19 protein-coding genes are annotated in these 22,101 nt (G+C 48.5%); 2 read left to right on the forward strand and 17 right to left on the reverse strand.

The window, feature by feature from the left end; genetic code table 11:
• Positions 1–57: 57 nt before the first annotated feature.
• The 8 genes from bamB to ndk all read right to left on the reverse strand — a co-directional run bounded on the left by bamB (position 58) and on the right by ndk (position 9,233).
• Entirely contained in the window at positions 58–1,230 is a 1,173-nt protein-coding gene (gene bamB / locus MHM94_RS08495) for an outer membrane protein assembly factor BamB (RefSeq protein WP_022944277.1), read from the reverse strand.
• 12 nt (positions 1,231–1,242) lie between these two features.
• Positions 1,243–1,878, reverse strand: a complete 636-nt coding sequence (locus tag MHM94_RS08500) for a tetratricopeptide repeat protein (RefSeq protein WP_022944278.1) — start codon at positions 1,876–1,878, stop codon at positions 1,243–1,245.
• A 21-nt stretch (positions 1,879–1,899) separates the two neighbouring features.
• Positions 1,900–3,174, reverse strand: coding sequence for a histidine--tRNA ligase (gene hisS, locus MHM94_RS08505; RefSeq protein WP_022944279.1), 1,275 nt, complete (start codon positions 3,172–3,174; stop codon positions 1,900–1,902).
• Between the two features lie 113 nt (positions 3,175–3,287).
• On the reverse strand, positions 3,288–4,406 hold the full coding sequence (ispG, locus tag MHM94_RS08510) for a flavodoxin-dependent (E)-4-hydroxy-3-methylbut-2-enyl-diphosphate synthase (RefSeq protein ID WP_022944280.1): 1,119 nt from the start codon (positions 4,404–4,406) through the stop codon (positions 3,288–3,290).
• 5 nt (positions 4,407–4,411) lie between these two features.
• Positions 4,412–5,341, reverse strand: a complete 930-nt coding sequence (locus MHM94_RS08515; protein ID WP_235419280.1) for a RodZ domain-containing protein — start codon at positions 5,339–5,341, stop codon at positions 4,412–4,414.
• A gap of 2 nt (positions 5,342–5,343) precedes the next feature.
• Positions 5,344–7,410, reverse strand: a complete 2,067-nt coding sequence (pilW, locus tag MHM94_RS08520; protein ID WP_235419279.1) for a type IV pilus biogenesis/stability protein PilW — start codon at positions 7,408–7,410, stop codon at positions 5,344–5,346.
• A 91-nt stretch (positions 7,411–7,501) separates the two neighbouring features.
• Positions 7,502–8,632, reverse strand: coding sequence for a bifunctional tRNA (adenosine(37)-C2)-methyltransferase TrmG/ribosomal RNA large subunit methyltransferase RlmN (locus MHM94_RS08525; protein WP_022943790.1), 1,131 nt, complete (start codon positions 8,630–8,632; stop codon positions 7,502–7,504).
• A gap of 169 nt (positions 8,633–8,801) precedes the next feature.
• Positions 8,802–9,233 (reverse strand): nucleoside-diphosphate kinase, encoded by a 432-nt coding sequence (ndk, locus tag MHM94_RS08530; protein WP_130148693.1) that lies wholly within the window; start codon positions 9,231–9,233, stop codon positions 8,802–8,804.
• 287 nt (positions 9,234–9,520) lie between these two features.
• Between ndk and yegQ the strand changes: the two genes are divergently transcribed.
• On the forward strand, positions 9,521–10,876 hold the full coding sequence (yegQ, locus tag MHM94_RS08535; RefSeq protein ID WP_235419278.1) for a tRNA 5-hydroxyuridine modification protein YegQ: 1,356 nt from the start codon (positions 9,521–9,523) through the stop codon (positions 10,874–10,876).
• On the opposite strand, the gene MHM94_RS08540 is transcribed toward yegQ, so the two are convergent.
• Genes MHM94_RS08540 through MHM94_RS08550 form a run of 3 tightly spaced genes read right to left on the reverse strand, consistent with a single transcriptional unit; the run spans position 10,857 to position 15,598 of the window.
• Positions 10,857–12,635: a sugar phosphorylase gene (locus tag MHM94_RS08540; RefSeq protein WP_235419277.1), complete on the reverse strand. Its 1,779-nt coding sequence runs from the start codon at positions 12,633–12,635 to the stop codon at positions 10,857–10,859. The genes yegQ and MHM94_RS08540 overlap by 20 nt on opposite strands.
• A gap of 1 nt (position 12,636) precedes the next feature.
• Entirely contained in the window at positions 12,637–13,878 is a 1,242-nt protein-coding gene (locus MHM94_RS08545; protein ID WP_235419276.1) for a glycosyl transferase, read from the reverse strand.
• Positions 13,871–15,598, reverse strand: coding sequence for an HAD-IIB family hydrolase (locus MHM94_RS08550; protein ID WP_235419275.1), 1,728 nt, complete (start codon positions 15,596–15,598; stop codon positions 13,871–13,873). The genes MHM94_RS08545 and MHM94_RS08550 overlap by 8 nt, the downstream gene beginning before the upstream one ends.
• 258 nt (positions 15,599–15,856) lie before the next feature.
• On the opposite strand from MHM94_RS08550, the gene MHM94_RS08555 reads away from it, so the two are divergent.
• The gene (locus tag MHM94_RS08555; protein WP_045979700.1) at positions 15,857–16,126 is read left to right on the forward strand and encodes a YfhL family 4Fe-4S dicluster ferredoxin; all 270 of its coding nucleotides are present in this window, start codon (positions 15,857–15,859) and stop codon (positions 16,124–16,126) included.
• A 1-nt stretch (position 16,127) separates the two neighbouring features.
• Here MHM94_RS08555 and MHM94_RS08560 read toward each other — a convergent pair whose 3' ends face one another.
• The 6 genes from MHM94_RS08560 to fdx form a co-directional block, all read right to left on the reverse strand.
• A complete protein-coding gene (locus MHM94_RS08560) occupies positions 16,128–16,370 on the reverse strand; it encodes a hypothetical protein (RefSeq protein ID WP_045979701.1) in 243 nt (80 codons plus the stop codon).
• 279 nt (positions 16,371–16,649) lie between these two features.
• Positions 16,650–18,026 (reverse strand): Gfo/Idh/MocA family oxidoreductase, encoded by a 1,377-nt coding sequence (locus MHM94_RS08565; RefSeq protein ID WP_235419274.1) that lies wholly within the window; start codon positions 18,024–18,026, stop codon positions 16,650–16,652.
• 128 nt (positions 18,027–18,154) lie between these two features.
• Complete coding sequence (locus MHM94_RS08570) at positions 18,155–19,228, reverse strand: aminoglycoside phosphotransferase family protein (protein ID WP_235419435.1); 1,074 nt, start codon at positions 19,226–19,228, stop codon at positions 18,155–18,157.
• 4 nt (positions 19,229–19,232) lie between these two features.
• Positions 19,233–20,138 carry a sugar phosphate nucleotidyltransferase gene (locus MHM94_RS08575; RefSeq protein WP_235419273.1) on the reverse strand — a complete coding sequence of 302 codons (906 nt, stop codon included), beginning with the start codon at positions 20,136–20,138 and terminating at the stop codon, positions 19,233–19,235.
• Positions 20,139–20,252: 114 nt separating this feature from the next.
• Positions 20,253–21,686 (reverse strand): NAD-dependent succinate-semialdehyde dehydrogenase, encoded by a 1,434-nt coding sequence (locus MHM94_RS08580; RefSeq protein WP_235419272.1) that lies wholly within the window; start codon positions 21,684–21,686, stop codon positions 20,253–20,255.
• A gap of 75 nt (positions 21,687–21,761) precedes the next feature.
• Positions 21,762–22,100: an ISC system 2Fe-2S type ferredoxin gene (gene fdx, locus MHM94_RS08585; protein ID WP_022943778.1), complete on the reverse strand. Its 339-nt coding sequence runs from the start codon at positions 22,098–22,100 to the stop codon at positions 21,762–21,764.
• Position 22,101: the final 1 nt, after the last annotated feature.

Below are 22,101 nucleotides of genomic sequence, written 5' to 3' on the forward strand. Positions count from 1 at the left end.
ATGACCAATTGGCCTGAAGGCGAAGCCTATTTTAGGGCAAAGCCCAATTAATCTAACTTACGGCGCTTTAACGGCGCTTACTTCGCCATCGCGCGTGACAATGATCAAGCGATCATCAGCAACCACAGGTTCAACGTAAAACCCTGAGCCATCAAACTCGTGACGAGCGACTAACTCACCGCTGTTGCGGTCTAGCCAGTGCAAGTTACCTTCTTGGTCACCCACAGCGAGGTAATCACCTAGTACTGCAGGGCCTGTGATATACCAGCCGCGCAGTGCTGGCTGTGACCAGCGTTCGATCCCCGAACTCTTATCTAAAGCATAGATAACACCATCAGAATCGACCACATAAATCGTAGTACCAACAATACTGAATTCGCGGTAGCTGCTGTATTCACGTTTCCAGACCACGTTACCAGAGCGAATATCAACAGCAGCCAAGTTGCCGTTATAAGCTAAGGTGTACACCATAGAGCCGCTTACTTTGGGCTCAGTGTCAACGTCGACTAAACGTTCGAACTCAGAAGCACCTTTAGGCTGGGCAATATCTGCCTGCCACGCGGCAAATCCACTGTCAGAAATAAGCACAGATAACTTACCCGTCTCTTCACCCACTAAGACTCCGCCATTCGCGACAGTGGGAGCACTTAGGCCACGCAAGGTCAACGGCGGCACTTCTTGCTCATAGCGCCAGCGCTCTTCCCCGCTATCAGGGTGTAACGCCAGTAACTTACCCGAGCCTAAGTTAACGTAAACCAGGCCATCTCCAGCGGCAGGCTTTGATAGCGCTTCACCGGGAACACTTTTACGCCAAATGACCTCACCAGTTTCTCGGTCAAGAGCAACCACTTGGCCATGCTCCGAGCCGATAAATAGCTTGCCATAGGCTTGCAAGATACCACCTGAGAGTTTGGCGCTGTCTGTGCTTTCCCATGGCCAAAACGAGGCGTCTGCGCGCACATCGTTCTCCCACAAGACGTCGCCATCAGTTAATGACAATGCTTGTACTTCACCAAAACGCGAGGCAACAAAGACGCGGTCTTTATAAACAGCGGGCTGTAAACGAGAAAAATAATGCTCTACACCATCTCCCACAGTTTCTTGCCACAACACTTGCGTTTCAAACTGGTTGGCAATCTCTGGTAACACCAACTCATCTTCATCACTGGAAGAGCAACCGGTGAGCGACGCCATACACAGTGCTAAGCCTGCCAGGGTTAACTTTTTCATACTACCCACTCCTTAAGCTGCTGGAGTCTGCTCGGCTAAATCGTCTAACTTCACTTGTAGTAAAGGGTTACTCTCTAAACCGCCATTGTCTGCTGCCGCTTGGTACGACGCCCGCGCTTGTGCTTTATCGCCTTGAGCTAGGTAAATATCGCCCTTAAGCTCGGCAACATTGGCCTTATAGCTTTCAGGTAACTGCGTATCAAGCGTTGCGAGTGCCGCATCATAGTCTTTCTGAGCTAGTTGAATACGCGCTAAGCGCGTGGTAGCAATCGCTTGCAATTCTGCTTTGCCAGCATTTTTTTGTGCCCACGTTAGCTTCTCAGCAGCCAGAGCTAAGTCGTCATTATCAACCGCTTCTTTCGCTGCAACGAAAGCCGCCAGCACGGCATAGCTCGAGCCATTGTACTGCTCAATAAAGGCATCACTTTTAGCAACTACATCACTGTCTTGTGACCCAGCACCTTCAATCACCTTGTTAAAGGCATCAGATGCTTGCTCGGCGCTGCTTAACTGGTTTTGGTTATAGGCTTTCCAGCCATATAAGCCACCTAGACCGATAACAATACCTAGGCCTAGCGTAATACCATTTTCTTTGAAAAAGCGCTTAATCGCTTCTGCTTGTTGTTCTTCTGTTGAATAAATTTCCATTATTACCTCGTAGACTCAGGTCTAAATCATCTCAGCCAATAGCTGGGTAATTTCATTCAAGGAGTGGGTTGCTTGTGGTTTTTCTTCACGCAGGTATTTCACTGTCACCACTCCCTGCTCAAGTTCGTCTTCACCGAGGATCAGCGCTACTTCAGCACCGCTCTTATCGGCTCGTTTTAATTGTTTTTTAAAGTTACCACCACCGGCATGTACTAGCACTCGTAAACCTGGCACTTGCGCACGTAACTGGGCAGCAATAACGGGGGCTTGAATACTGGCTTTGTCACCCATTGCTGCAACGTATACATCGGCGTCACGGCGAATGTCGCCGACGCTATCTAATGCTTGCAACAACAACACCAAACGTTCCATACCCATGGCAAAGCCAACAGCCGGCGTCGCTTTACCACCAAGTTGCTCAACTAAGCCATCGTAACGGCCGCCCGCACAAACTGTGCCTTGGGCCCCCAAACTATCGGTCACCCACTCAAACACAGTGCGGTTGTAGTAATCAAGACCACGCACGAGTTTTTCGTTAACCTGATATTCGATACCCGCTGCGTCTAAACGTTCACATAAATCTGCAAAATGTGCTTTAGATTCATCATCTAAGTGCTCAGATAACTTAGGTGCGTCGGCCAGAACAGCTTGTACATCAGGGTTTTTACTATCAAGCACTCGCAGTGGGTTGGAGTGCATACGACGCTTTGAATCTTCATCGAGCTTGTCTTCGTGCTGCGCTAGGTAAGCAATAAGTGCATCACGATATTGTGCACGCGCTTCATTGGAGCCCAACGAATTAAGCTCGAGGCGCACATGCTCGCTAATACCAAATTGCTGCCAAAGCTGCGCAGTAAGCATGATCACTTCGGCATCAATATCAGCACTGGCAATACCAAACACTTCCAAACCGAACTGATGAAATTGGCGATAACGACCTTTTTGAGGGCGCTCATGGCGGAACATAGGCCCCATATACCACAGGCGCTGTTCTTGATTATACAGTAAACCATTTTGGTTCCCGGCACGCACACACACCGCAGTGCCCTCAGGACGTAAGGTGAGGCTATCACCGTTACGATCGGCAAAGGTATACATTTCCTTTTCTACGATATCAGTCACTTCGCCAATAGAGCGCTTGAAAAGATCGGTTGATTCAACGATCGGGAAGCGGATTTCTTGATAACCGAAAGAGGCCACACACTGGCGTAAGGTATCTTCCACTTTCTGCCAAACTTGTGTATCACCCGGTAGGATGTCATTCATCCCACGGACTGCTTGAATTTGTTTTGCCACTGATAATCCCAAAAATTCTGTTTAGGCGCTCAAGCGCCGATGTCAAAGCGTCGATAAATTAAGCGCGCCATTATAGCCTTTTGCGCCGCTACCACCAAGTAGCAGAGCAAGGCTTAATCAACTAATTTAACGTCGATTGGCGTTTGTTGTTCTTGTTTAGCGAGGTAATCGCGCACTTGCTCTTCAAGTTGATCGACAATGTTATCGTTATCGATACGCAGCTTTTGTCGCTGACCGTTGATATACAGGCCTGAACGGCGATTTGCCCCGGCTAAGCCAATATCACTGACCAAGGCTTCACCCGGGCCATTGACTACGCAGCCGATCACAGAAACGGTCATCGGCTTGACCACGTCTTCGAGGCGCTCTTCAAGCTGGTTCATGGTGCCGACCACATCAAACTCTTGACGCGAACAGCTTGGGCAGGCAATAAAGTTAATACCGCGCGAACGTATACGCAACGATTTAAGGATGTCAAAGCCGACTTTAATTTCTTGCACAGGATCGGCCGCCAACGACACCCGTAAAGTATCACCAATCCCCTCGGCTAGGAGCATGCCTAAACCGACTGCTGACTTCACCGAGCCAGAACGAAAACCACCTGCTTCGGTGATCCCTAAATGCAACGGCTGATCAATTTCTTGTGCTAACAATCGGTATGCGCCGACAGCCAAAAATACATCGGAGGCTTTGACGGACACTTTAAATTGGTCGAAGTTGAGACGCTGTAAAATTTCCACATGACGCATCGCCGACTCAAGCAGAGCTTCAGGCGTTGGCTCGCCGTACTTTTCCTGTAAGTCACGCTCTAGTGAGCCGCCATTAACGCCGATACGAATCGGAATATTACGTTCACCAGCGGCATCGACGACTGCTCGAATTCGCTCTTCATTACCGATATTCCCGGGGTTAATTCGTAGGCAATCAGCGCCGTACTCAGCCACTTTAAGCGCGATACGATAGTCAAAGTGGATATCCGTAACTAGCGGAATATCCACTTGTTCTTTAATGCTTTTAAACGCCTCTGCCGCCGCCATAGTGGGCACTGAGACACGCACCAAGTCTGCGCCTGCTTGCTCAATAGCCTGGATTTGCTTGACTGTGGCATCGACGTCCATGGTGTCGGTATTGGTCATGGACTGCACCGCAATTGGCGCGCCGTCGCCAATAGGCACATCACCTACATAAATACGCGTCGATTTGCGGCGTTTGATCGGTGACTCTGAAAACATACTACTTACTCTGTTAACGGTAATGAAAATTTAGCGAGGCGGTTTTTCGGAAACTGTGAAATATCAACCGCTTCACCATTTAATTCGATATCAACAACATCGTGTTTGCCAAGCGTGACAGCAAAAGGCGCTTTGCCAATGAGTTCAAGCTCTTGCCCTGCATTTTTTATATCGTAAACTAGGCGCTTACCATCAGCATCTTCTACCGCCACCCAGCACTCACCGCTAAAACGCATATATACACGCTGCTGACCACTTTTTAAGGGCTCGCTTTGCACTGCAGTATTTGCTGTAGGTGCTGCATCAGCAGTCTCTTCACGCTCTTCTGTCGCAGTGTTAGAGATTGGCTCTTGCGCGCTCAGCGTCGTCGCTGATTGTTGTGCTTCGGGAGCAGGTGTTTGTTGACTTTGTTCTTGGATTTCGCCACTTGGTTGCACTGGCTGTTGCTCAGCGTTTTCAGGCCCCTCACTGGATATTGGGTTCGAGCTCACAGTGCTGGACTCTGGGGTAGACAAACTCAGCGGGTCATCACTATTTTGCCACCACCAAATAGCGGAAGAGCCCAAGATGATAGCCAGGATAATATAGCTTACCAGCATCAAGCGGCTGTCATGGGCTTCTTTTTCAGTTCTTCGCGAGAAGCTTTGCATGGCCGCGATTTGTTCACTGTCATCTTGTGGGTCATAACCCTCAAGCAATTCTTTATGATCTAGGCCTACCACTTTGCAGTAAGCCTTCACATAGCCTTTAACAAAGATCGGCGGGCCGAGCTTTTCGAGGCGGTCATGCTCTAAATCATCAAGCTTTTGCACTGTCAGGTTCAGCCTTTTCGCCATTTGTTCTTGGCTTAACCTGTGTTGCTCCCTCGCTTGTACTAAATATTTCCCTATTTCTAATGGAGCACTTTCCTCTGTTATTTCACTATTTTCGCTCATATTTAATAGTTTTGAGGATCAACTAAATACAGTTTCTCGCCGGGTACTAGGCGAGCGCCCTCATCTAGCTGATTCCATTCCATTAGTCGTTGCAGAAGAATGTTATACTGGGTGGAGATACTAAACAGCGTATCTCCTTCTTGCACAGTATGATAAATGTTCGGCTCTTTTAAGTAAATTTTACTACCGCTGAGCACGTGATCTGCGCTCTTAAGGTTATTCCATTCACGCAATGTGCTTAAGCGAATATTATAGCGTGCTGAAACACTGAATAAGGTCTCCCCTTTTTTCATTACGTGATAGGGCAGCGCCAGTGGGTCATCACTATCGACCTGTGCGCCTTGAGCGATAAATTCGCTGACCCCTTCACTGAGCTCAGTATTACTTTGCTGTACCACCACATCTTCACTGGCTAAAGCCTGTGCATCGGACGCTTGCGTACTGTCTACAGGCGTAGTGTCATCACCCGCATTCTGTACTGGAGTATCACTCACCTGTGCCATTGCTTGTTCATCGGTGGATAAAGATGGCGGCTCGGCGCCGTCATTGCTTTCGGCCACTACGTCAGATGCACTGTCAGCCCCTTCGCTTTGGGTCGCTACTTCATCAGCATTTTGTTGCTCAGCAACCGTGTCAACTTCATCGGTGACGGCTGTGGTTGCAGGCTCATCTTGTGCAGCGGAGTCATGCTCTGGCAAATCGGCCGGTGACGTTGATTGTTCATCAATTTCGGCGCTTGCTTGCAGCGCTTCAGCAGGCTGTTGCGGTGCGCTCTGCTCGCCATCGCTATTATCGTCACTCGGCTGTGCTGCAGGTTGTGCAGCTGACGGCTCTGGATTCGGGGTCGTTGTCTCGTCACTGGTATCGGTGGTCGTGACCACCGCAATGTCCTGAGAGTCTGCATTAACCTGCTCGGTAGCACTTTGTTCGGTTTGAGTCGCTTCAGTATCTGAGGTTTGTGCTTTAACAGCTTCTGCGGCTGTATCCACCTCAGTATTTGCTGCTTCTACCTTGTCATTTGTGGTTGCTGCATCGTCATTTGCAACTAGGTCGCTATTTTCATGAGCACTGTCGACCATTTCTTGAGTCTGCTCGGCACTGCTGGTTGCGGCCTGTTGCTGCGCTGGTGAAGTGATGACTACCGGCGATGTAGTAGGCGTTGTCGAAGTGCTCGACTTTTTCTTCATCACCTTGATTTTTGGCTTGGCAACGATGCGGTCATCTTGCATCACCCCTTGCAACTCAGAAAGTTGGTGTTTGCGATACTGCTCTCGCAACTGTTCAAACTCACTGGCGCTATAGCGCTGCTCGCGGACAATACGCGCTTCAATCGACGACGGGTACGTCAGCTCGATGGTTTCTGCTAATTTACGCGCATCTTCCACATGACCCATACGATCTTGAATCAAATAACCAAGTAACAATGACCGCGATGAAACTCGTCCAGTGCGCTCATAACGCTGGAGCACCTGCTGTGCTTTATAAAAATCGCTTTTAGCATAGTGCACTGCAGCTAAATTAATGAGGCTGGAAGCACGTAAAGAACTGTGATTCAACGCTTCTTCAAGGTAGGACTCAGCGGCATCAAATTTATCAAATTCGAGTGCGCACAAAGCTAAGTTTTCGTAGCTTTCCGCAACCCGTAAATAGCTTGGAATTTCAATTGCTGACATAAACTTGTCAACCGCGCCTTCATAATCGCCAATATCACATAAAAACACCCCATAATTATTCAAGGTGTTTGGATCATTCGGCTCGAGCTCAATTGCACGTTCGTAAGCATCTTGTGCACGCTGATGCTCACCGACTCGTTGATAGTAGTAAGCCATCGAGTAATGTACTTCAGGAAGCTCTGGTGCAAACTTAGCTGCGCGTTCGAGGTTATATTTTGCTTGTGTGCTGTTGCCCTGCGAGAGATAGTTGAGGGCTAAAGAAATGCGCGTACGCGCGGCGTCGACATTATTTATTCGTTTTTCTACTACAGGCCGGTCGCTGCCCACATAGGTGCTTTCGGTTACACACCCGCCTAAGGCGAGTAAACTGACACTGGTCACTAAAAGCTTGCGCATGGCGTCGCCTCGTTAATTCCGTTATTGCACCTATATTACCGAAAAGCCCTTTTGTTTCATCTATTTTTTAACAAAAGGGCGATATTTTCTGTTATTGAGCCACATTTATAGCGATAGCGCTCTTTTCTCGCTCTTTTCTCTTGGCCAAACGTTTGGTTCTATCGACCACATCACCCACCAGCTGACCACATGCGGCGTCGATATCATCGCCTCGGGTACGACGCACGATGGTGGTAATACCGGCCCCTTGCAGTACCTTAGAGAAGCGGTCGATACGACTGTTGCTTGAGCGCCCGTAATCATTGCCAGGGAAAGGGTTAAAAGGAATCAAGTTAACCTTCGATGGCGTGCCTTTAAGTACTTTCACTAATTCATGGGCATGATCGGTGCTGTCATTGACTTCTTGCAGCATCACATACTCAATGGTGATGTCTTTATTCGCTTTTGAACCGTCAATATAACGGCGACACGCCGCTAAAAACTCTTCAATAGGGTACTTTTTATTAATCGGCACTAGCTCATCACGCAATTCGTTATTCGGAGCGTGTAAGGAGATAGCCAAGGCCACGTCTATTTGCTCTTTTAACAAATCAAGCGCTGGAACCACACCTGAAGTACTCAAGGTAACGCGGCGCTTCGATAAACCAAATGCCCAATCATCCATCATCAATTCCATCGCCGGAACCACGTTTTTCAAATTAAGCAGTGGTTCCCCCATGCCCATCATCACCACATTGGTGATAGGACGGCGGGTGCTGTCACCGTGCAGACCAATGTCACGAGCCACACGCCATACCTGACCGATGATTTCAGAAACCTTGAGGTTACGGTTAAAGCCCTGTTGTGCGGTCGAGCAGAAAGTACATTCCAATGCACAACCCACTTGCGACGATACGCACAAGGTGGCGCGATCTTTTTCCGGGATCCAAACGGTTTCTACCTCTTGGCCACCATCGAGTAGCAAGGCATATTTGATAGTGCCATCGCTGGATGGCTGCTTTACCGAAATTTCCGGGGCGCGAATCTCACACTCAGCACTCAGTCGCGCTTTGAGTTTTTTATTGAGATTGGTCATGTCGTCGAAATTGTCGATGCCAAAATGGTAAATCCACTTCATCACCTGATCGGCGCGGAACGGCTTTTCACCAATGGATGCGAAATACTCGCGCATTCCTTGGCGATTAAAATCGAGTAAATTGATTTTTTTCTCAGTCGTGGCCATGAACAAACCTCTATCAGGTGACGGATAAAACGAAGGTGGCAAATTGTACACAATTTAACCATTATAGCAATTCCTTAGCACACTGGCTGCAGTGCCAATAAACTAAGGAATTACAAGGACAAGAAAAGGGCCCGAAAGCCCTTCCCGCGACTGTTGTCGTAGCTCGAAATTAACGAGTACGAGGACAGATTTCTTCTTCAGCGAAGAAGTAAGCGATTTCGCGAGCCGCAGACTCTGGCGCGTCAGAACCGTGTACTGCGTTTTCGTCGATGCTTTCTGCGTAGTCAGCACGTAGTGTGCCAGCAGCCGCTTCCGCAGGGTTAGTCGCACCCATGATTTCGCGGTTTTTACGGATTGCATCTTCACCTTCAAGAACTTGCACCATTACTGGGCCAGAAGTCATGAAAGAAACAAGGGCACCGAAGAAAGGACGCTCTTTGTGTTCAGCGTAGAAGCCTTCAGCTTGCTCTTGTGATAGGTGAACCATTTTTGATGCAACGATCTTAAGACCTGCAGTTTCGAAACGGTTGTAGATTGCACCGATGTGGTTTTTAGCTACCGCATCAGGCTTAACGATAGAGAAAGTGCGCTCTAAAGCCATGTTTTGCTCCAAATAACGTTAAATTTTAAGTGTTAAACTTTACCGGGCGCGAATTATACGCGCTTTAGCGTGAAAATCCTACTACATTGTTACGCCCGTGAGCTTAGTGAATAAACAAGTCAGGGCGATGACAACCCCGTTTCGGTGATGATGTGCTCTACCGCCCTACTGTGCTTACCACGCTGACGCAATAGCAAAAGCTGATCCATATCAAACCATCCTAGCGCCCTCACCGCTACACTGCCGAGCTATTTTTTCACTGACCTGGACTCAGTTAAGGAATCATTATGTCTGTATTTTCACCAGAGCTGCTCAGCCCTGCGGGTAGTTTAAAAAATATGCGCTACGCCTTTGCCTATGGCGCGGATGCCGTCTATGCGGGACAGCCTCGCTATAGTTTGCGAGTTCGAAACAACGAGTTTAACCTCGCTAACCTCGAGCTTGGTATAAATGAGGCCCACCAGCAAAATAAAAAACTTTATGTGGTTTCTAATATTGCGCCGCACAACGCCAAAATAAAAACCTATTTGCGCGATATAGAGCCGGTTATCGCCATGACGCCCGATGCCCTGATCATGTCTGACCCGGGGCTTATTATGTTGGTGAGAGAAAAATGGCCTGATATGCCCATTCACTTGAGTGTTCAAGCCAACGCCGTGAATTATGCCAGCGTGCTGTTTTGGGCCAAACAGGGAGTTGAGCGGGTGATTCTATCGCGCGAGTTATCACTGCAAGAGATTGCAGAGATCCGCGAACTGTGTCCTAACACCGAATTAGAAGTGTTTGTCCATGGCGCGTTATGCATGGCGTATTCCGGGCGCTGCTTACTCAGTGGCTACATCAACAAACGCGACCCCAACCAAGGTACCTGCACGAATGCCTGTCGCTGGAGCTACGATGTGCAACCGGCCACCGAAACGCCGACCGGTGATGTGGTGCATAAGGTGGACCCAACACTTGGGTTGGGTGCGCCTACCAATGAGGTATTTATGCTTGAAGAGCAAGGCCGCCCGGGGGAGTATATGCCAGCATTTGAGGATGAACACGGCACCTACATCATGAACTCCAAAGACCTGCGCGCCGTGCAGTATGTGGATGCGCTGACGCGTATGGGCGTTCATAGTCTTAAAATAGAAGGCCGTACTAAGTCGTTCTATTACGTTGCACGCACGGCTCAGGTGTACCGCCAAGCCATTGATGACGCCGTCGCTGGCAAGCCATTCGACGCCAACTTACTGCGCAGTCTCGAGCATCTCGCCCACCGAGGCTATACCGAGGGCTTTTTAAAACGCCATGCGCACCAAGAGTATCAAAATTATGACTATGGCCACTCTATTTCTGATTCACAGCAGTTCGTTGGTGAGGTGCTTGGTCGAACCGCGAATGGCTTAGCAGAAATAGACGTTAAAAATAAATTTTGTACCGGCCACTCATTGGAGTTAATGACGCCTAAAGGCAACGTGCATTTTAACTTACAACACATGGAAAACACCAAGGGCGAGCGTATTAGCGATGCAAAAGGCTCTGGCCATCAAGTGCGTATTCCCATCCCCGAGGATATCGACCTTGAACACGCCATTTTGATGCGTAACTTAGAAAGTGGTCAAGATACACGCAACCCATTTAAGTCGTCGTGTTCGTAAGCCATATAGCTTGATAAGGACGCATGCTCAGGCATGTGCTCATGTCTTTATAGACTATGTCACTGAGCAAATCGCACCACGGCTGGGTGTTCACCAAGTTTAAATCTTCCAGTGACAAGGTTTGTGGCTGATTGCTAATGTTAAACAGACAAAAAATACTTTGTTGGCGGTCGGCGCTTTGCCGCCAAAAGCCGAATATTTCTTGGCCAAGGTGCAAAGTAAACTGCGTTGCATTGGGGTGAAAGGCTTTTTGCTTCCCGCGTATCTTAAGCAAATTCAACATACCACGATGCACCTTTTGGTGGTGGCTATGTGGATCGGCCAATTTGGCCTCTAAGTCATGCCAGTGCCAACGATGGCGATTAATGGCACGATTATGCTGGGTATTATTAAAACGCTCATAGTCGTTTTCGGTCCCCGTGAGCGAGTGAATATACACACCGGGAATTCCCTCCAGTGCCAACATAATGGCATGAGCACATAGAAATCGCGCCACAGAAAAGTTATCTGGCCCCTGCTGCGCTCCCTGTAAGGCATCAAACAACGCGATGTTGATTTCATAAGGCGCTAACGTACCGTCATTTTGTGTGCGCCAACTCACCTTGGCACCAAAGCGCTGCATACAGGCCACCAGAGCATTAATTTGCACGGTATCTAACAGGCCCTCTGCTGGGCGCAGGCCAATGCCATCATGGGAGGCTATAAAGTTAAAATAGGCCGTACCATCTTGGGCAGGGGGCATGCGCATCATCCACTTTTTCAGTGCTGTGCAGTCACCGGTAGTCAAGGTGTGTAATAACAAAGGAGGTAAAGAGAAGTTATAAATGCAATGCGCTTCATTGGCATTACCAAAGTAGGAGAGGTTTTGCTCATTGGGAATATTGGTTTCAGTAATGATAATGGCCTGTGGCTGCACATGTTCTATCAAAGTGCGAAGCAGACGCACCACTTCATGTGTTTGCGGCAAATTAATGCAGGAAGTTCCGGGGACTTTCCATAAGAAGGCCACCGCATCGAGGCGAAATAAACGTACTCCGTTGTCGAGATAAAAGCGGATAATCGCCACAAACTCTCGCAACACCTGCGGGTTAGCGAAGTCAAAGTCCACTTGATCATGACTAAAAGTGCACCACACATGTTGCTCACCCGCTGCAGTACGCACCTTGTTGAGTAGCTCAGATGTGCGTGGACGCACCACACCCTCTAGATTGTCACTGACATTGGCCGTTTTAAAGTAGCCCTTTCCGGGGGCAACGTTAGCAATAAAGTTACTAAACCACAGGCTCTTACTGGAACAATGATTGATCACTAAATCGGCCATCAGCCGGTAATCTTTGCTGATATCGTTAATATGCTGCCAACTGCCAAGGGCCTCATTGACTTGCACGTAATTCATCACCGCAAACCCCTCGTCTGACGAGTAAGGGTAAAATGGCAAAATATGCACCGAGTTAATGGCGCCTTCGGTGTAGGTATCGAGAAATTGTTTCAGTGTATACAAGGGCGGTTCAGTGGGCAGCGTATGGGGTTCATGAGCCTGAGTTTTATTTACCGAGTCGCCATAACAAATCAACACCGCATCCCGTTCATCCCAGCGACTTTTATGGGGGGTGGGCTGGCGAACCACATCACCTTGAAGCATCGATTCTAGCAACTGTGCCGCGAGCTCCTGACATTGCGCATCATCAAGAATACCGGCGTAAATGATCGCTAAATGGTGGGTGACACGTTGCTCAAACTGACGCTGGCGAGAAGTCATACTACCCCGCCTTGCGTATGTGTGCGCTGAACTGCTGATTATCAAGCTCAACCGCTTCACGTAATCGGGCAAACACGTCAGGCATTGCCGACACTACGCGGTTCCAGCTGGGCACGAAAGGCGCTTCCATCGGGTGCTCTAAAAAATGTTGCCCGGCATGCATAATATTTTGCGCGAACATTTCCACCGCCTTTTCTTCTTGGTGAATATCGAGGTTTAAACCATTCATAAGCGCATCATTATGATAGGTTTCGACAAAATCCAAGGCAATGCGGTAGTAAGTTGCTTTCAGTGAGCGAATGGTTTCGGTGGTAAAGGTTTCCCCTTGGGTGGCAAGCTTGCGAAATAGCGCTTTGGTAATATCCACCGACATTTTTGATAGCCCAGCGTTTCTATCTTCCAAGGAAAGATCTTGGTGTTTGTGGTCATAGGTTTGGGCAATATCGACTTGGCATAAACGGTTATGAGCGTAGTTGCGGTACATCTCCGACAGCACGCCAATCTCTAAACCCCAATCACTGGGGATACGAATATCATTGAGCACATCGCGGCGAAACGAAAATTCCCCCGCTAAGGGGTAGCGAAATGAGTCCATGTACTCGAGGTAATCGGTGCTACCTAATACCGTTTTGAATGAGCGCAGCAGTGGCGTCACCAATAAACGCGAAACTCGACCATTGATTTTTCCTGCCGCAGTACGGGCATAAAAGCCCTTACAGAACTCATAGTTAAAGCGTGGGTGGGCCACAGGATAGATAAGCCGAGCCAGCAGTGCACGGTCATAGGTGAGAATGTCGCAATCATGCAAAGCGATAGATTCAACTTTTGATGCAGCAAGGGTATAGCCCATGCAATACCACACATTACGCCCCTTCCCTAACTCCTTAGGGGCCACACCAAGGGCCTGTAGCTCACTATCCAAGGCGCGTAAACGCGGGCCATCATTCCATAGTACCCGGTGTTTTTGCGGCAATTTGTCGAAGAATGTCAGCGCATGACGGTACTGTTGCTCGTCTGCTCGGTCCAGGCCTATGATGATTTCATCGAGATAAGGCACTTGCTGCAGGTGATTCACTATGTTTCCTAACGCGGGGCCTTCGAGTTCGGAAAAAAGCGATGGCAGAATAAGACCCATGGGCCGTTCTTGGGCAAATTGCACCAACTCCCCTTCAAGTTCAGCGACCGAACGCTGAGAAATATTGTGGAGTGTTGTGACAATGCCATTTTGATGAAAATCAGCCATGGTTACGCACCTCATCTGCTGCTAGTTGCTCTTTGATCAGCGCTAAACTACTGAGCGTTTCCTGCCAACCTCGCGGCCCGGCATGAACACTGAATAACGCGCTGCGTTTTTTTAAAATCGGGGCTGTGTTTTCGCTGTTCGCAATAACTATCGCAGTGTCTGCCGCCTCTAGCATTGCCACATCATTATGGCTGTCGCCCAGGGCGATGCTGTGCAGTGGGCAACTATATTGCGGTGCCAGCATTTGCATCACATAGTGCAGCGCTTTGCCCTTGTTCACTCCCAGAATCAGGTGCACAAAGCGCCCACCGCGCAACACTTCACATCCTAATTTCTGCGCCGCCAGCGTGAATTGGTGTAACACCTCGTCACTACCTTGCCAGTAAAGCGGATCGCTGTAATGGCGTGTTTGCGCTTGTGTTAATGCCTCTCCAGTGAGGCCAGTTAAGGCACTTAAGCGCTTAGACGATAGTTGACTAAAAGAACGAAAGCTGTCGCCGAATTGTTCTGCCAAAGCCGAAATGCACTGTTGTAAGGTAACTAAAGGCGGGGCAAAGGGCATAATCCAGTAGTTATCGCACTGCTGAGCAGCTTTAGGTGGTGTAATAAAGTGCCCTTTGGGCACATACAGAGCGGCGCCATTTTCGCAAATAAAGGGCAAGTCTAGGTGTAAAGCCTGGCACAGCGCATGGATTTCCGCCGCTGTTTTACTGGAATTAACGATCACTGGCACCTGCGCCTGATTCAAAGCATTGAGTAAGGGCTTCGCCTCATCACACTGATAGCTGTGATGATCTAATAAAGTGCCATCCAAATCGGTAAAGACCACCGGAAATGCCGACCCCTGAGTGGCTAGTTTATTATCGCATTGGTAAATGTGTCGTGTGTTATCAAGGTGATAAACTACATCACAGTGCGCGGGTAAGTGAGCTAAACAATGGCGGGTTAAGCGCTCAAAATAGCTAATAAAGGATTTGACTCCTTGCTCGTCGAGAGTGTGCTCACTGGCTCCATGGCGGGCAATAAGCTGCTGCTCCTGCTGCCAACGCCACGCTTGCACAGTATCAAAGCTGGGCGCTTTCAACATGATGCGAATATCGGCATCGTTGAAAACCGCTTGATACTCATTGGCCAAACGGGAATTCACACAACGCCGCCAGCGGCCATCTGGATCTTGGTTCTGCTCTAGGCTATTAACCGCGACGTTAAGCTCACACGGGCTTTGTGGCTGCGCACCAACACACCAGCCTTCAAGAATAAACACATCGATGGGGCGCTCAAAATAAGGCCAATTCACTAACGGCTCGCGGTCATCGGTGGCTTTATTGAATCGCGGCACTCGGATACCATGAGCTCCGTCTTGAATTCGTGCGATCACTTTATTGAGCAGTGCAATATCATGGGTGCCCGGCACACCTCGGGTGGCAAAAAGCGGGTGCACTGACTGCGCTAACTGTTCACGTACCGCTCTTGGAAAGTAGAAATCATCTATAGAGCACGCGCAGGTATGCAAAGCAAAGCGCTGTTGTAATGCTTGCGCCAAGAACGCTGCTAAGGTGCTTTTACCCGACCCTTGCGCACCATTTATGGTGATAAACAACGCCTGTCCAGGTTGCTTACTATTTGCTAACTGCTGCGCCAGCGGCATGAAGTGGTGCTGAATTTGCAATTTATAACTCGACTGCAACTGTTGCGCTGATATAAATTTTTCAATATCCATGCCGTGCTCACACAAGGTTCGATTGTAACTATAAAGGTAATTTGCAGGACTTAGGCCAAATTGTAAAAGGCGGCCTTTTCATAAGGTTAGTAAATAAGCGAAGAGTAAGTGCACCAAAAAGGTGCAAAAAGGAGGGATTATGCGCTGCGATCGCACTTTGTTTTAGATCAAGCAAAGTAGTAAAACGATAACTAAAAGGCTGTGCTTGAACCACGTTTTTTGTACTATCGCGTCCGCGCTGAAACAAGGGGAGTGGTGATGGCTTTATTAATCAACGATAAGTGTATTAACTGCGATATGTGTGAGCCCGAGTGCCCTAATGGCGCTATTTTTATGGGCGAAGAAATCTATCAAATCGAGGCGAGTAAATGCACTGAGTGTGTTGGTCACTATGATCAACCAACCTGCGTGCAAGTATGCCCTATTGATTGCATAAAACCAGACCCTGCACACAAAGAGAGTGTGGAGCAGCTTGCCGATAAGTATGTACGCTTAACCGAACAAACTGCCCACTACGGCAACACATAAATTACGACCGAGGCGCAGATGTATTGCTTTTCTCTGCGGTATTCACATCATCATCAAGTGCTTGCTCTAGCAAATTAGAGACACTCGCTCGCAGTGCTTCACGTTGCGCTTGTACAAAGTTTTCAAGTGCTTGCTCAGCCGCTTGTTTAACGGCTAATTCTACCTCTTCGGCTAGACTGGCTGCTTGAGTAGAAAAGCTCAATGTCATTACAGTAGTGATAAGTGCGATACGTGCGAATTTCATAGTTGTATTCCTTTTTCAGTTTAATTAAAGCATCTTTTAATGCGCTTACTGTAGGAATATCAAGGTCCGTGCCAAAAATTTAAATCTTTAATTATCAACAATTTAAATATTTAACACGCATTTTATTCGTAGCTAAGCTGTCCGTCTGTGGACACGTATGCGTCCGCAATCGGACACTTTTGTTGTATCAGCTTGCTTATCACCGCAACCAAAAACAGCCATTGCTCGATAGACTCACCCCGACAGGCTCAGTATCAAGCTATCGAAGTTAAAGAGGGGTTAAGCGCCAACAATCCCCAATGGTGTGGCGCTTTTCCAGGCACCACGAGTAAAGTCAGGAATACTTAAGGACTCACTGCGATTAGCCACCGACTGCGCAGACAAGGGAGAGATCACTGACCAAGCGGCGCCATCGTATACATCTTGATCCAATGGCTCACCATTGCGCAGACAGTAGATCATGCGCCAAAACATCAAGAAATCCATACCACCATGGCCACCATTATGCTCTGCTTGCGCACCCATTTTTTGCCATAAGGGATGATCGTATTTGTCATACCATGGCTGCATGTCGTACTCCCACTCATGGAAGCTTTTATCGCCTCCTTGCTCCAGAGCGATGCGATTAGGGAAGCCGGCAAACACGCCGTTAGTTCCTTGGATAAGATTATGACGACTATAAGGGCGAGGAGTGGTGGTATCGTGCTGAACCATAATACTGCGCCCTTTAACGGTTTTTATCAGCGTGGTATTCATATCGCCAGTTATGAATTCCATTTGATTACGCGAGTGTTCGGGGGGAAATTCGCGCTGTGCATACGCAGCACGTCCTAATGCTGGGGAACTCATAGAGGTGAGGTAATCGAAACGATCGCCACGATTGATATTCATGTATTGCGACACCGGACCTAAACCATGTGTTGGATACAAGTTACCATTACGTTTGGTGTGCCATGCAGTACGCCAAGAGCCGGTCTTATGGGTGATCTCTTTCATTTGCCAACGCAGCTCATGAATGTACGCAGCTTCACCATGGAGTAACTCACCAAATACGCCCTGGCGCACCATATTTAACACCATAAGCTCATCGCGACCGTAATTGACGTTTTCCATCATCATACAGTTCATTTGCGTGCGCTCAGCGGTATCTACCAGCTCCCACATTTCTTCTACAGTCAACGCCAGTGGCACTTCAACAAACGCGTGCTTACCGCTTGTCATGGTATCGATAGCCATCGGCGCATGCCATTGCCAGGGAGTAGAAATAATAACAATATCAATGTCATCGCGTGCGAGCATATCGCGATAAGCATAGTCACTATCGCCGTAGGCAGTGGGCTTAGGTTGACCGTTATTAACAACGAACTCAACGCTGCGCTCCAGCACTTCTTGGTGAGTATCGCAGATGGCTTTGATTTCGGTGCCTGCAATGGCACTCATGCGCTTTACATGGCCGTAACCTCGTTGACCAACGCCGATAAAGCCGACCCGAACAACCTCCATTTTAGGTGCCACCAAACCGATCACTGAGCTGCCTTGGCGTGCAGGCGTCACTGCTCGTTGTGAACTGGCACAGCCAGCCAAAGAGGCGGTTGCCGCCCCAGCGGCAACCGCGCCTGCGGCCTTAATGAAATCGCGTCGATTAAACTGCTTCATAATCTATTCCTTGGTAAATGCGTCACTAGCACGCTATCGCAAAGCGGTTGGCTAGGCAAAAGGAACAGGATGAATAACGCGCTGGTTGGAGCTGTCGTCAGCTGAGATAACGCGACGACAGCAAAAAGCTAAGCGTGATCGATCAGTGTTTTCAGAGTGTCGGTGTTATTGATGAGATCGCGGTACAAGGCAAACTGATTGTTTGCTCTGTCCAAATTATGCTCGGAGTACTTAGTGGCAAAGTACTTATCGCCATTAATATAATCAGTTAAAAAGCGTACACCAATCATAAATGGCATCACTTGCGCACCGAGCCAAAAACTGCGTTTTTCCTGTACCGTGATCAGCCCTTTTAATGGCTCAATATAACCCTCAACAATAGCGGCAAATATATCTTTACGCACCCGCACATTACTAAGCTCGGTACTGTCTTCGGGTTCAGGCGAGCAAAAGGTACGGACCATATCACCGAAATCAAATAACCAATAACCTGGCATACAAGTATCAAGGTCAATGACCGCCTTGGCCTGATCGGTTTTGTTGCTAAAGAGCATGTTATTTATCTTGGTGTCGTTATGACATGGACGCACTGGAACACAGGTCACAAGTTCTGCCAATTGGTGCACAAGATGGGTTTGCTGTTGGCAAAAGGCTAATTGCTCATCCACCTTTGCTACACGCCCTTGGCTATCCGCTTGCACCGCTTGCTCGAGCATGTCCAAGCGCATTGCTAAGTTATGAAAGTCCTTAATCACCGGATAAAGCTGCTCGGCGTCGAAATCCTCAAGCGCTGCTGCAAATTGACCGAACGCATTAGCCGCGACCCTCGCTTGGCTTGGTGAGCGCACCACTTCCTCGCTGTAACTACCACCGATAAACTCCAATGCACGCCATTTCTCACCGTTGATATCGAGTAGGTAGCGCTGATCTGTAGTGGCTACATGTTTAATAATATCAAGCTCATATTGTTGTTTATGATGCTTTTTAAGCAAGTGCTGTTCGATTTTACGGGCATTCGCGACCAGCTTATCTGGCTTAGGAAACACATCGGTATTGAGGCGTTGTACCACGACCGCGCCGTGAGCATGTTTCAATAACATGGTGGTATTAATGTGACCATTACCAATGGGATTTAAACTAAGCTGGGTCGGCTCAAAGCCGAACTGGTGCGCCAATAACTGCGCATGAGAGTCTGTATTCATAGGTTCAATCTTGAGTGCCGCTTCGCTCATTGCTTAATCCCTTGAGCTGTTTTATTTTTTTTGCGATTACAGCGAGTTCATCTTTATAAGTCATGCCGAGCCAGGGCTGTGTGGCAGGGTAAACATCAACGGTCGCCAAATGATGGTCAATGCAATATTGTATTTGATCGGGAAGATAATACTCTTTTTTGACACCGTTGTCAGTGTGCGCCAAAAAGCGCTCGAAATTATCCGCTAACACATCAAATAATGCTCGCCCTACACCCCAAAAGGTCATTGACGCGAGCGCTCCTGAATCAATTTGTAACCTTTCACCCTTATCATTATAGCCGACAAGCTCGTCATCAACGTTTTGAATATTAAGCACTTCATCAACACGTTGAAGTTGATTATGGCTGTTAAGCTGACAGATCCCCCGATTCACGCCGCCCTGCTCACTACAGGTACTCACCACCGGGTAAGCAACACAGGCCCAGTGCTCACTGTGCTCAAAGTGTGCCACCACTTGCTGATAGGCGTGCTCACCATAATAGTCATCGGCGGTGATCACGATGGCTTTATCCCTCACCTTGTCTCTCGCACATAGCAAAGCATGGCCAGTTCCCCAAGGCTTATTGCGCTCATGTACTAAGTGAGCATAAGCCGCTGGTACATCACTGATATGTTGCTCGACCAAGTCAACACTCATGTCCTTTGGTAATTGCGGTAATATATGCTCGCACAGCGTCGCCCGTACTTGTTGGTTAATGACCAATACTACATGGCGCACCCCCGCCCTATAAGCGTCTTCAATACTCAATTGCATTATAGTCTTTTGCAAACCCGGCAATACCGCCACCTGCTTGGCGCCACCAAAACGACTCCCTAAGCCGCCAGCAAGAATAACTAAACTTAGCGTTGCTGCACTCATATTCGTCCAATTACTACGACAAAAGGTAGAGTGTACAGATAACTGAGGGAGTTGAGCAAATAGTTGGGAGGGAATCCAGATGAGGCGCGTTTGCACGCGCCCCCACTTAAGCTGTTAATCAAGGTTGAGACACAAATACTTCTCTTCGAGGTACTCTTCTAACCCTTGGTGCCCCCCTTCACGGCCAAGACCAGACTGTTTCACCCCGCCAAAGGGTGCTACAGGATTAGAAATGAGTCCTTCATTGATACCTACCATGCCATATTCAAGCGTCTCTGCGACCCGGTGTATCTGGGCTACATCTTGACTGTAAAAATACGCAGCTAAGCCATAGGGAGTGTCATTGGCCTGCTGTAGTGCCTGTTGCTCATCTTTAAAAGTGGCAACCGTGAGCACTGGGCCAAAGATTTCCTCACGACTGATACGCATCTCACTGGTAACATTACTCAATAACACTGGCGCCACAAAATTTCCTTCAAGACTTTGACGCTCGCCCACTAAGGTCGCGCCTTCTTGCAGCGCCGAGTCGATAAGCTCATTCACTTTCGTTTTGGCTTGTGGGTAAATAAGTGGGCCAATATCAACGCCTTCTTCGGTGCCTGGCCCCACCTTTAATTTGGCCACTCGCTGCTGTAACTTGGCAAGCAACTTGTCGGCAATGCGCTCGTCAGCTAAAACACGATTAACGCAGACGCAGGTCTGCCCAGCATTGCGAAACTTACTGGCAATGATGCCATCAGCCGCCTTATCTAAGTCAGCACTGGCGAACACCAATAAAGGCGCGTTGCCCCCCAGCTCCATAGAGGTGCGCTTAATGGTATTCGCGCATTGTTTTAGCAGCTGGCTGCCGACCTGGGTTGAGCCAGTAAAGGTGAATTTACGCACCACTTCGCTGGTGGTGAGTTGCTCCCCAACCGCTTTAGCATCATCACTAAGCAGGACATTAAAGGCGCCCCGAGGGAACCCCGCTTGATGCGCCAAGTGAGCCAGAGCTAACGCGCACAGTGGTGTGTGTTCTGAGGGCTTAAGCACAAAGCTACAGCCCGCCGCATAAGCAGGTGCAACCTTACGAGTGATCATGGCAATGGGAAAGTTCCACGGGGTAATGCCAGCAACTACACCAACGCCTTGCTTAATCACACTAATGCGATGTTCAGGCTTGCTAGCTGGAATAATTTCACCATAGCTACGTTTGGCTTGCTCAGCAAACCATTTTACAAACCCGGCACCATACGCGACCTCACCTCGCGATTCGGCTAACGGCTTACCCTGCTCCAGCGTCATCAGCTCAGCAAGGCTGTGTTGATGCTTCATAATCAACTCATACCAACGGTAGAGTACTTCGCTGCGCTGCTCAGCAGTGGTTGTTTTGAGACCTTTAAAAGCACGTTGTGCACTCGTTATTGCCTGCTCTACCTGAGAAGGGCTCACCCTTGAGGCACGCACTATCTCGCTCCCATCGGCGGGGTTAGTTACGGCAAACTCCCCCTCTCCTTTTAGCCATTGCCCATCAATAAATGAGTGTTGAAATATCCAAGCTGAATCCATAACGCGCCTCCAAAACAAAAAAGCCGCTGAAGATAAATTACAGCGGCTTTTTGCATAAATTAAGTTCGAACCAAATTAATGCTCTTCATTAACGATGTTGAGGTTGTATTTGGGAATTTCAACCACTAAGTCTTCGTCATGAATTTTGGCTTGGCACCCAAGGCGTGATTCGGCCTCAAGTCCCCAGGCTTTATCAAGCATGTCATCTTCAAGTTCATCACTTTCTTCTAAAGAATCAAACCCTTCGCGGATCACCACGTGACAGGTAGTGCAGGCACAAGATTTTTCGCAAGCATGGGGAATACTGATGCCATTTTTCAGTGCCACATCAAGGACTGTTTCGCCCTCTTTTGCCTCTAAAGCCGCGCCATCGGGGCACAATTCATCATGGGGTAAAAAGATAATTTGTGGCATT

It is taken from the genome of Pseudoalteromonas sp. CNAT2-18.1 (assembly GCF_022347865.1).
Taxonomy (GTDB): Bacteria; Pseudomonadota; Gammaproteobacteria; order Enterobacterales; family Alteromonadaceae; genus Pseudoalteromonas; species Pseudoalteromonas ruthenica.

Coding starts and splice junctions, on each gene's coding strand:
- MHM94_RS08560 (WP_045979701.1), bottom strand. CDS start 16,370: ATGAAATTCGCACGTATCGCACTTATCACTACTGTAATGACATTGAGC.
- MHM94_RS08580 (WP_235419272.1), bottom strand. CDS start 21,686: ATGGATTCAGCTTGGATATTTCAACACTCATTTATTGATGGGCAATGG.
- MHM94_RS08550 (WP_235419275.1), bottom strand. CDS start 15,598: ATGGATATTGAAAAATTTATATCAGCGCAACAGTTGCAGTCGAGTTAT.
- MHM94_RS08555 (WP_045979700.1), top strand. CDS start 15,857: ATGGCTTTATTAATCAACGATAAGTGTATTAACTGCGATATGTGTGAG.
- fdx (WP_022943778.1), bottom strand. CDS start 22,100: ATGCCACAAATTATCTTTTTACCCCATGATGAATTGTGCCCCGATGGC.
- MHM94_RS08525 (WP_022943790.1), bottom strand. CDS start 8,632: ATGGCCACGACTGAGAAAAAAATCAATTTACTCGATTTTAATCGCCAA.
- ispG (WP_022944280.1), bottom strand. CDS start 4,406: ATGTTTTCAGAGTCACCGATCAAACGCCGCAAATCGACGCGTATTTAT.
- MHM94_RS08545 (WP_235419276.1), bottom strand. CDS start 13,878: ATGGCTGATTTTCATCAAAATGGCATTGTCACAACACTCCACAATATT.
- MHM94_RS08570 (WP_235419435.1), bottom strand. CDS start 19,228: ATGAATACAGACTCTCATGCGCAGTTATTGGCGCACCAGTTCGGCTTT.
- pilW (WP_235419279.1), bottom strand. CDS start 7,410: ATGCGCAAGCTTTTAGTGACCAGTGTCAGTTTACTCGCCTTAGGCGGG.
- ndk (WP_130148693.1), bottom strand. CDS start 9,233: ATGGCTTTAGAGCGCACTTTCTCTATCGTTAAGCCTGATGCGGTAGCT.
- MHM94_RS08565 (WP_235419274.1), bottom strand. CDS start 18,026: ATGAAGCAGTTTAATCGACGCGATTTCATTAAGGCCGCAGGCGCGGTT.
- MHM94_RS08540 (WP_235419277.1), bottom strand. CDS start 12,635: ATGACTTCTCGCCAGCGTCAGTTTGAGCAACGTGTCACCCACCATTTA.
- yegQ (WP_235419278.1), top strand. CDS start 9,521: ATGTCTGTATTTTCACCAGAGCTGCTCAGCCCTGCGGGTAGTTTAAAA.
- MHM94_RS08575 (WP_235419273.1), bottom strand. CDS start 20,138: ATGAGTGCAGCAACGCTAAGTTTAGTTATTCTTGCTGGCGGCTTAGGG.
- MHM94_RS08515 (WP_235419280.1), bottom strand. CDS start 5,341: ATGAGCGAAAATAGTGAAATAACAGAGGAAAGTGCTCCATTAGAAATA.
- MHM94_RS08500 (WP_022944278.1), bottom strand. CDS start 1,878: ATGGAAATTTATTCAACAGAAGAACAACAAGCAGAAGCGATTAAGCGC.
- bamB (WP_022944277.1), bottom strand. CDS start 1,230: ATGAAAAAGTTAACCCTGGCAGGCTTAGCACTGTGTATGGCGTCGCTC.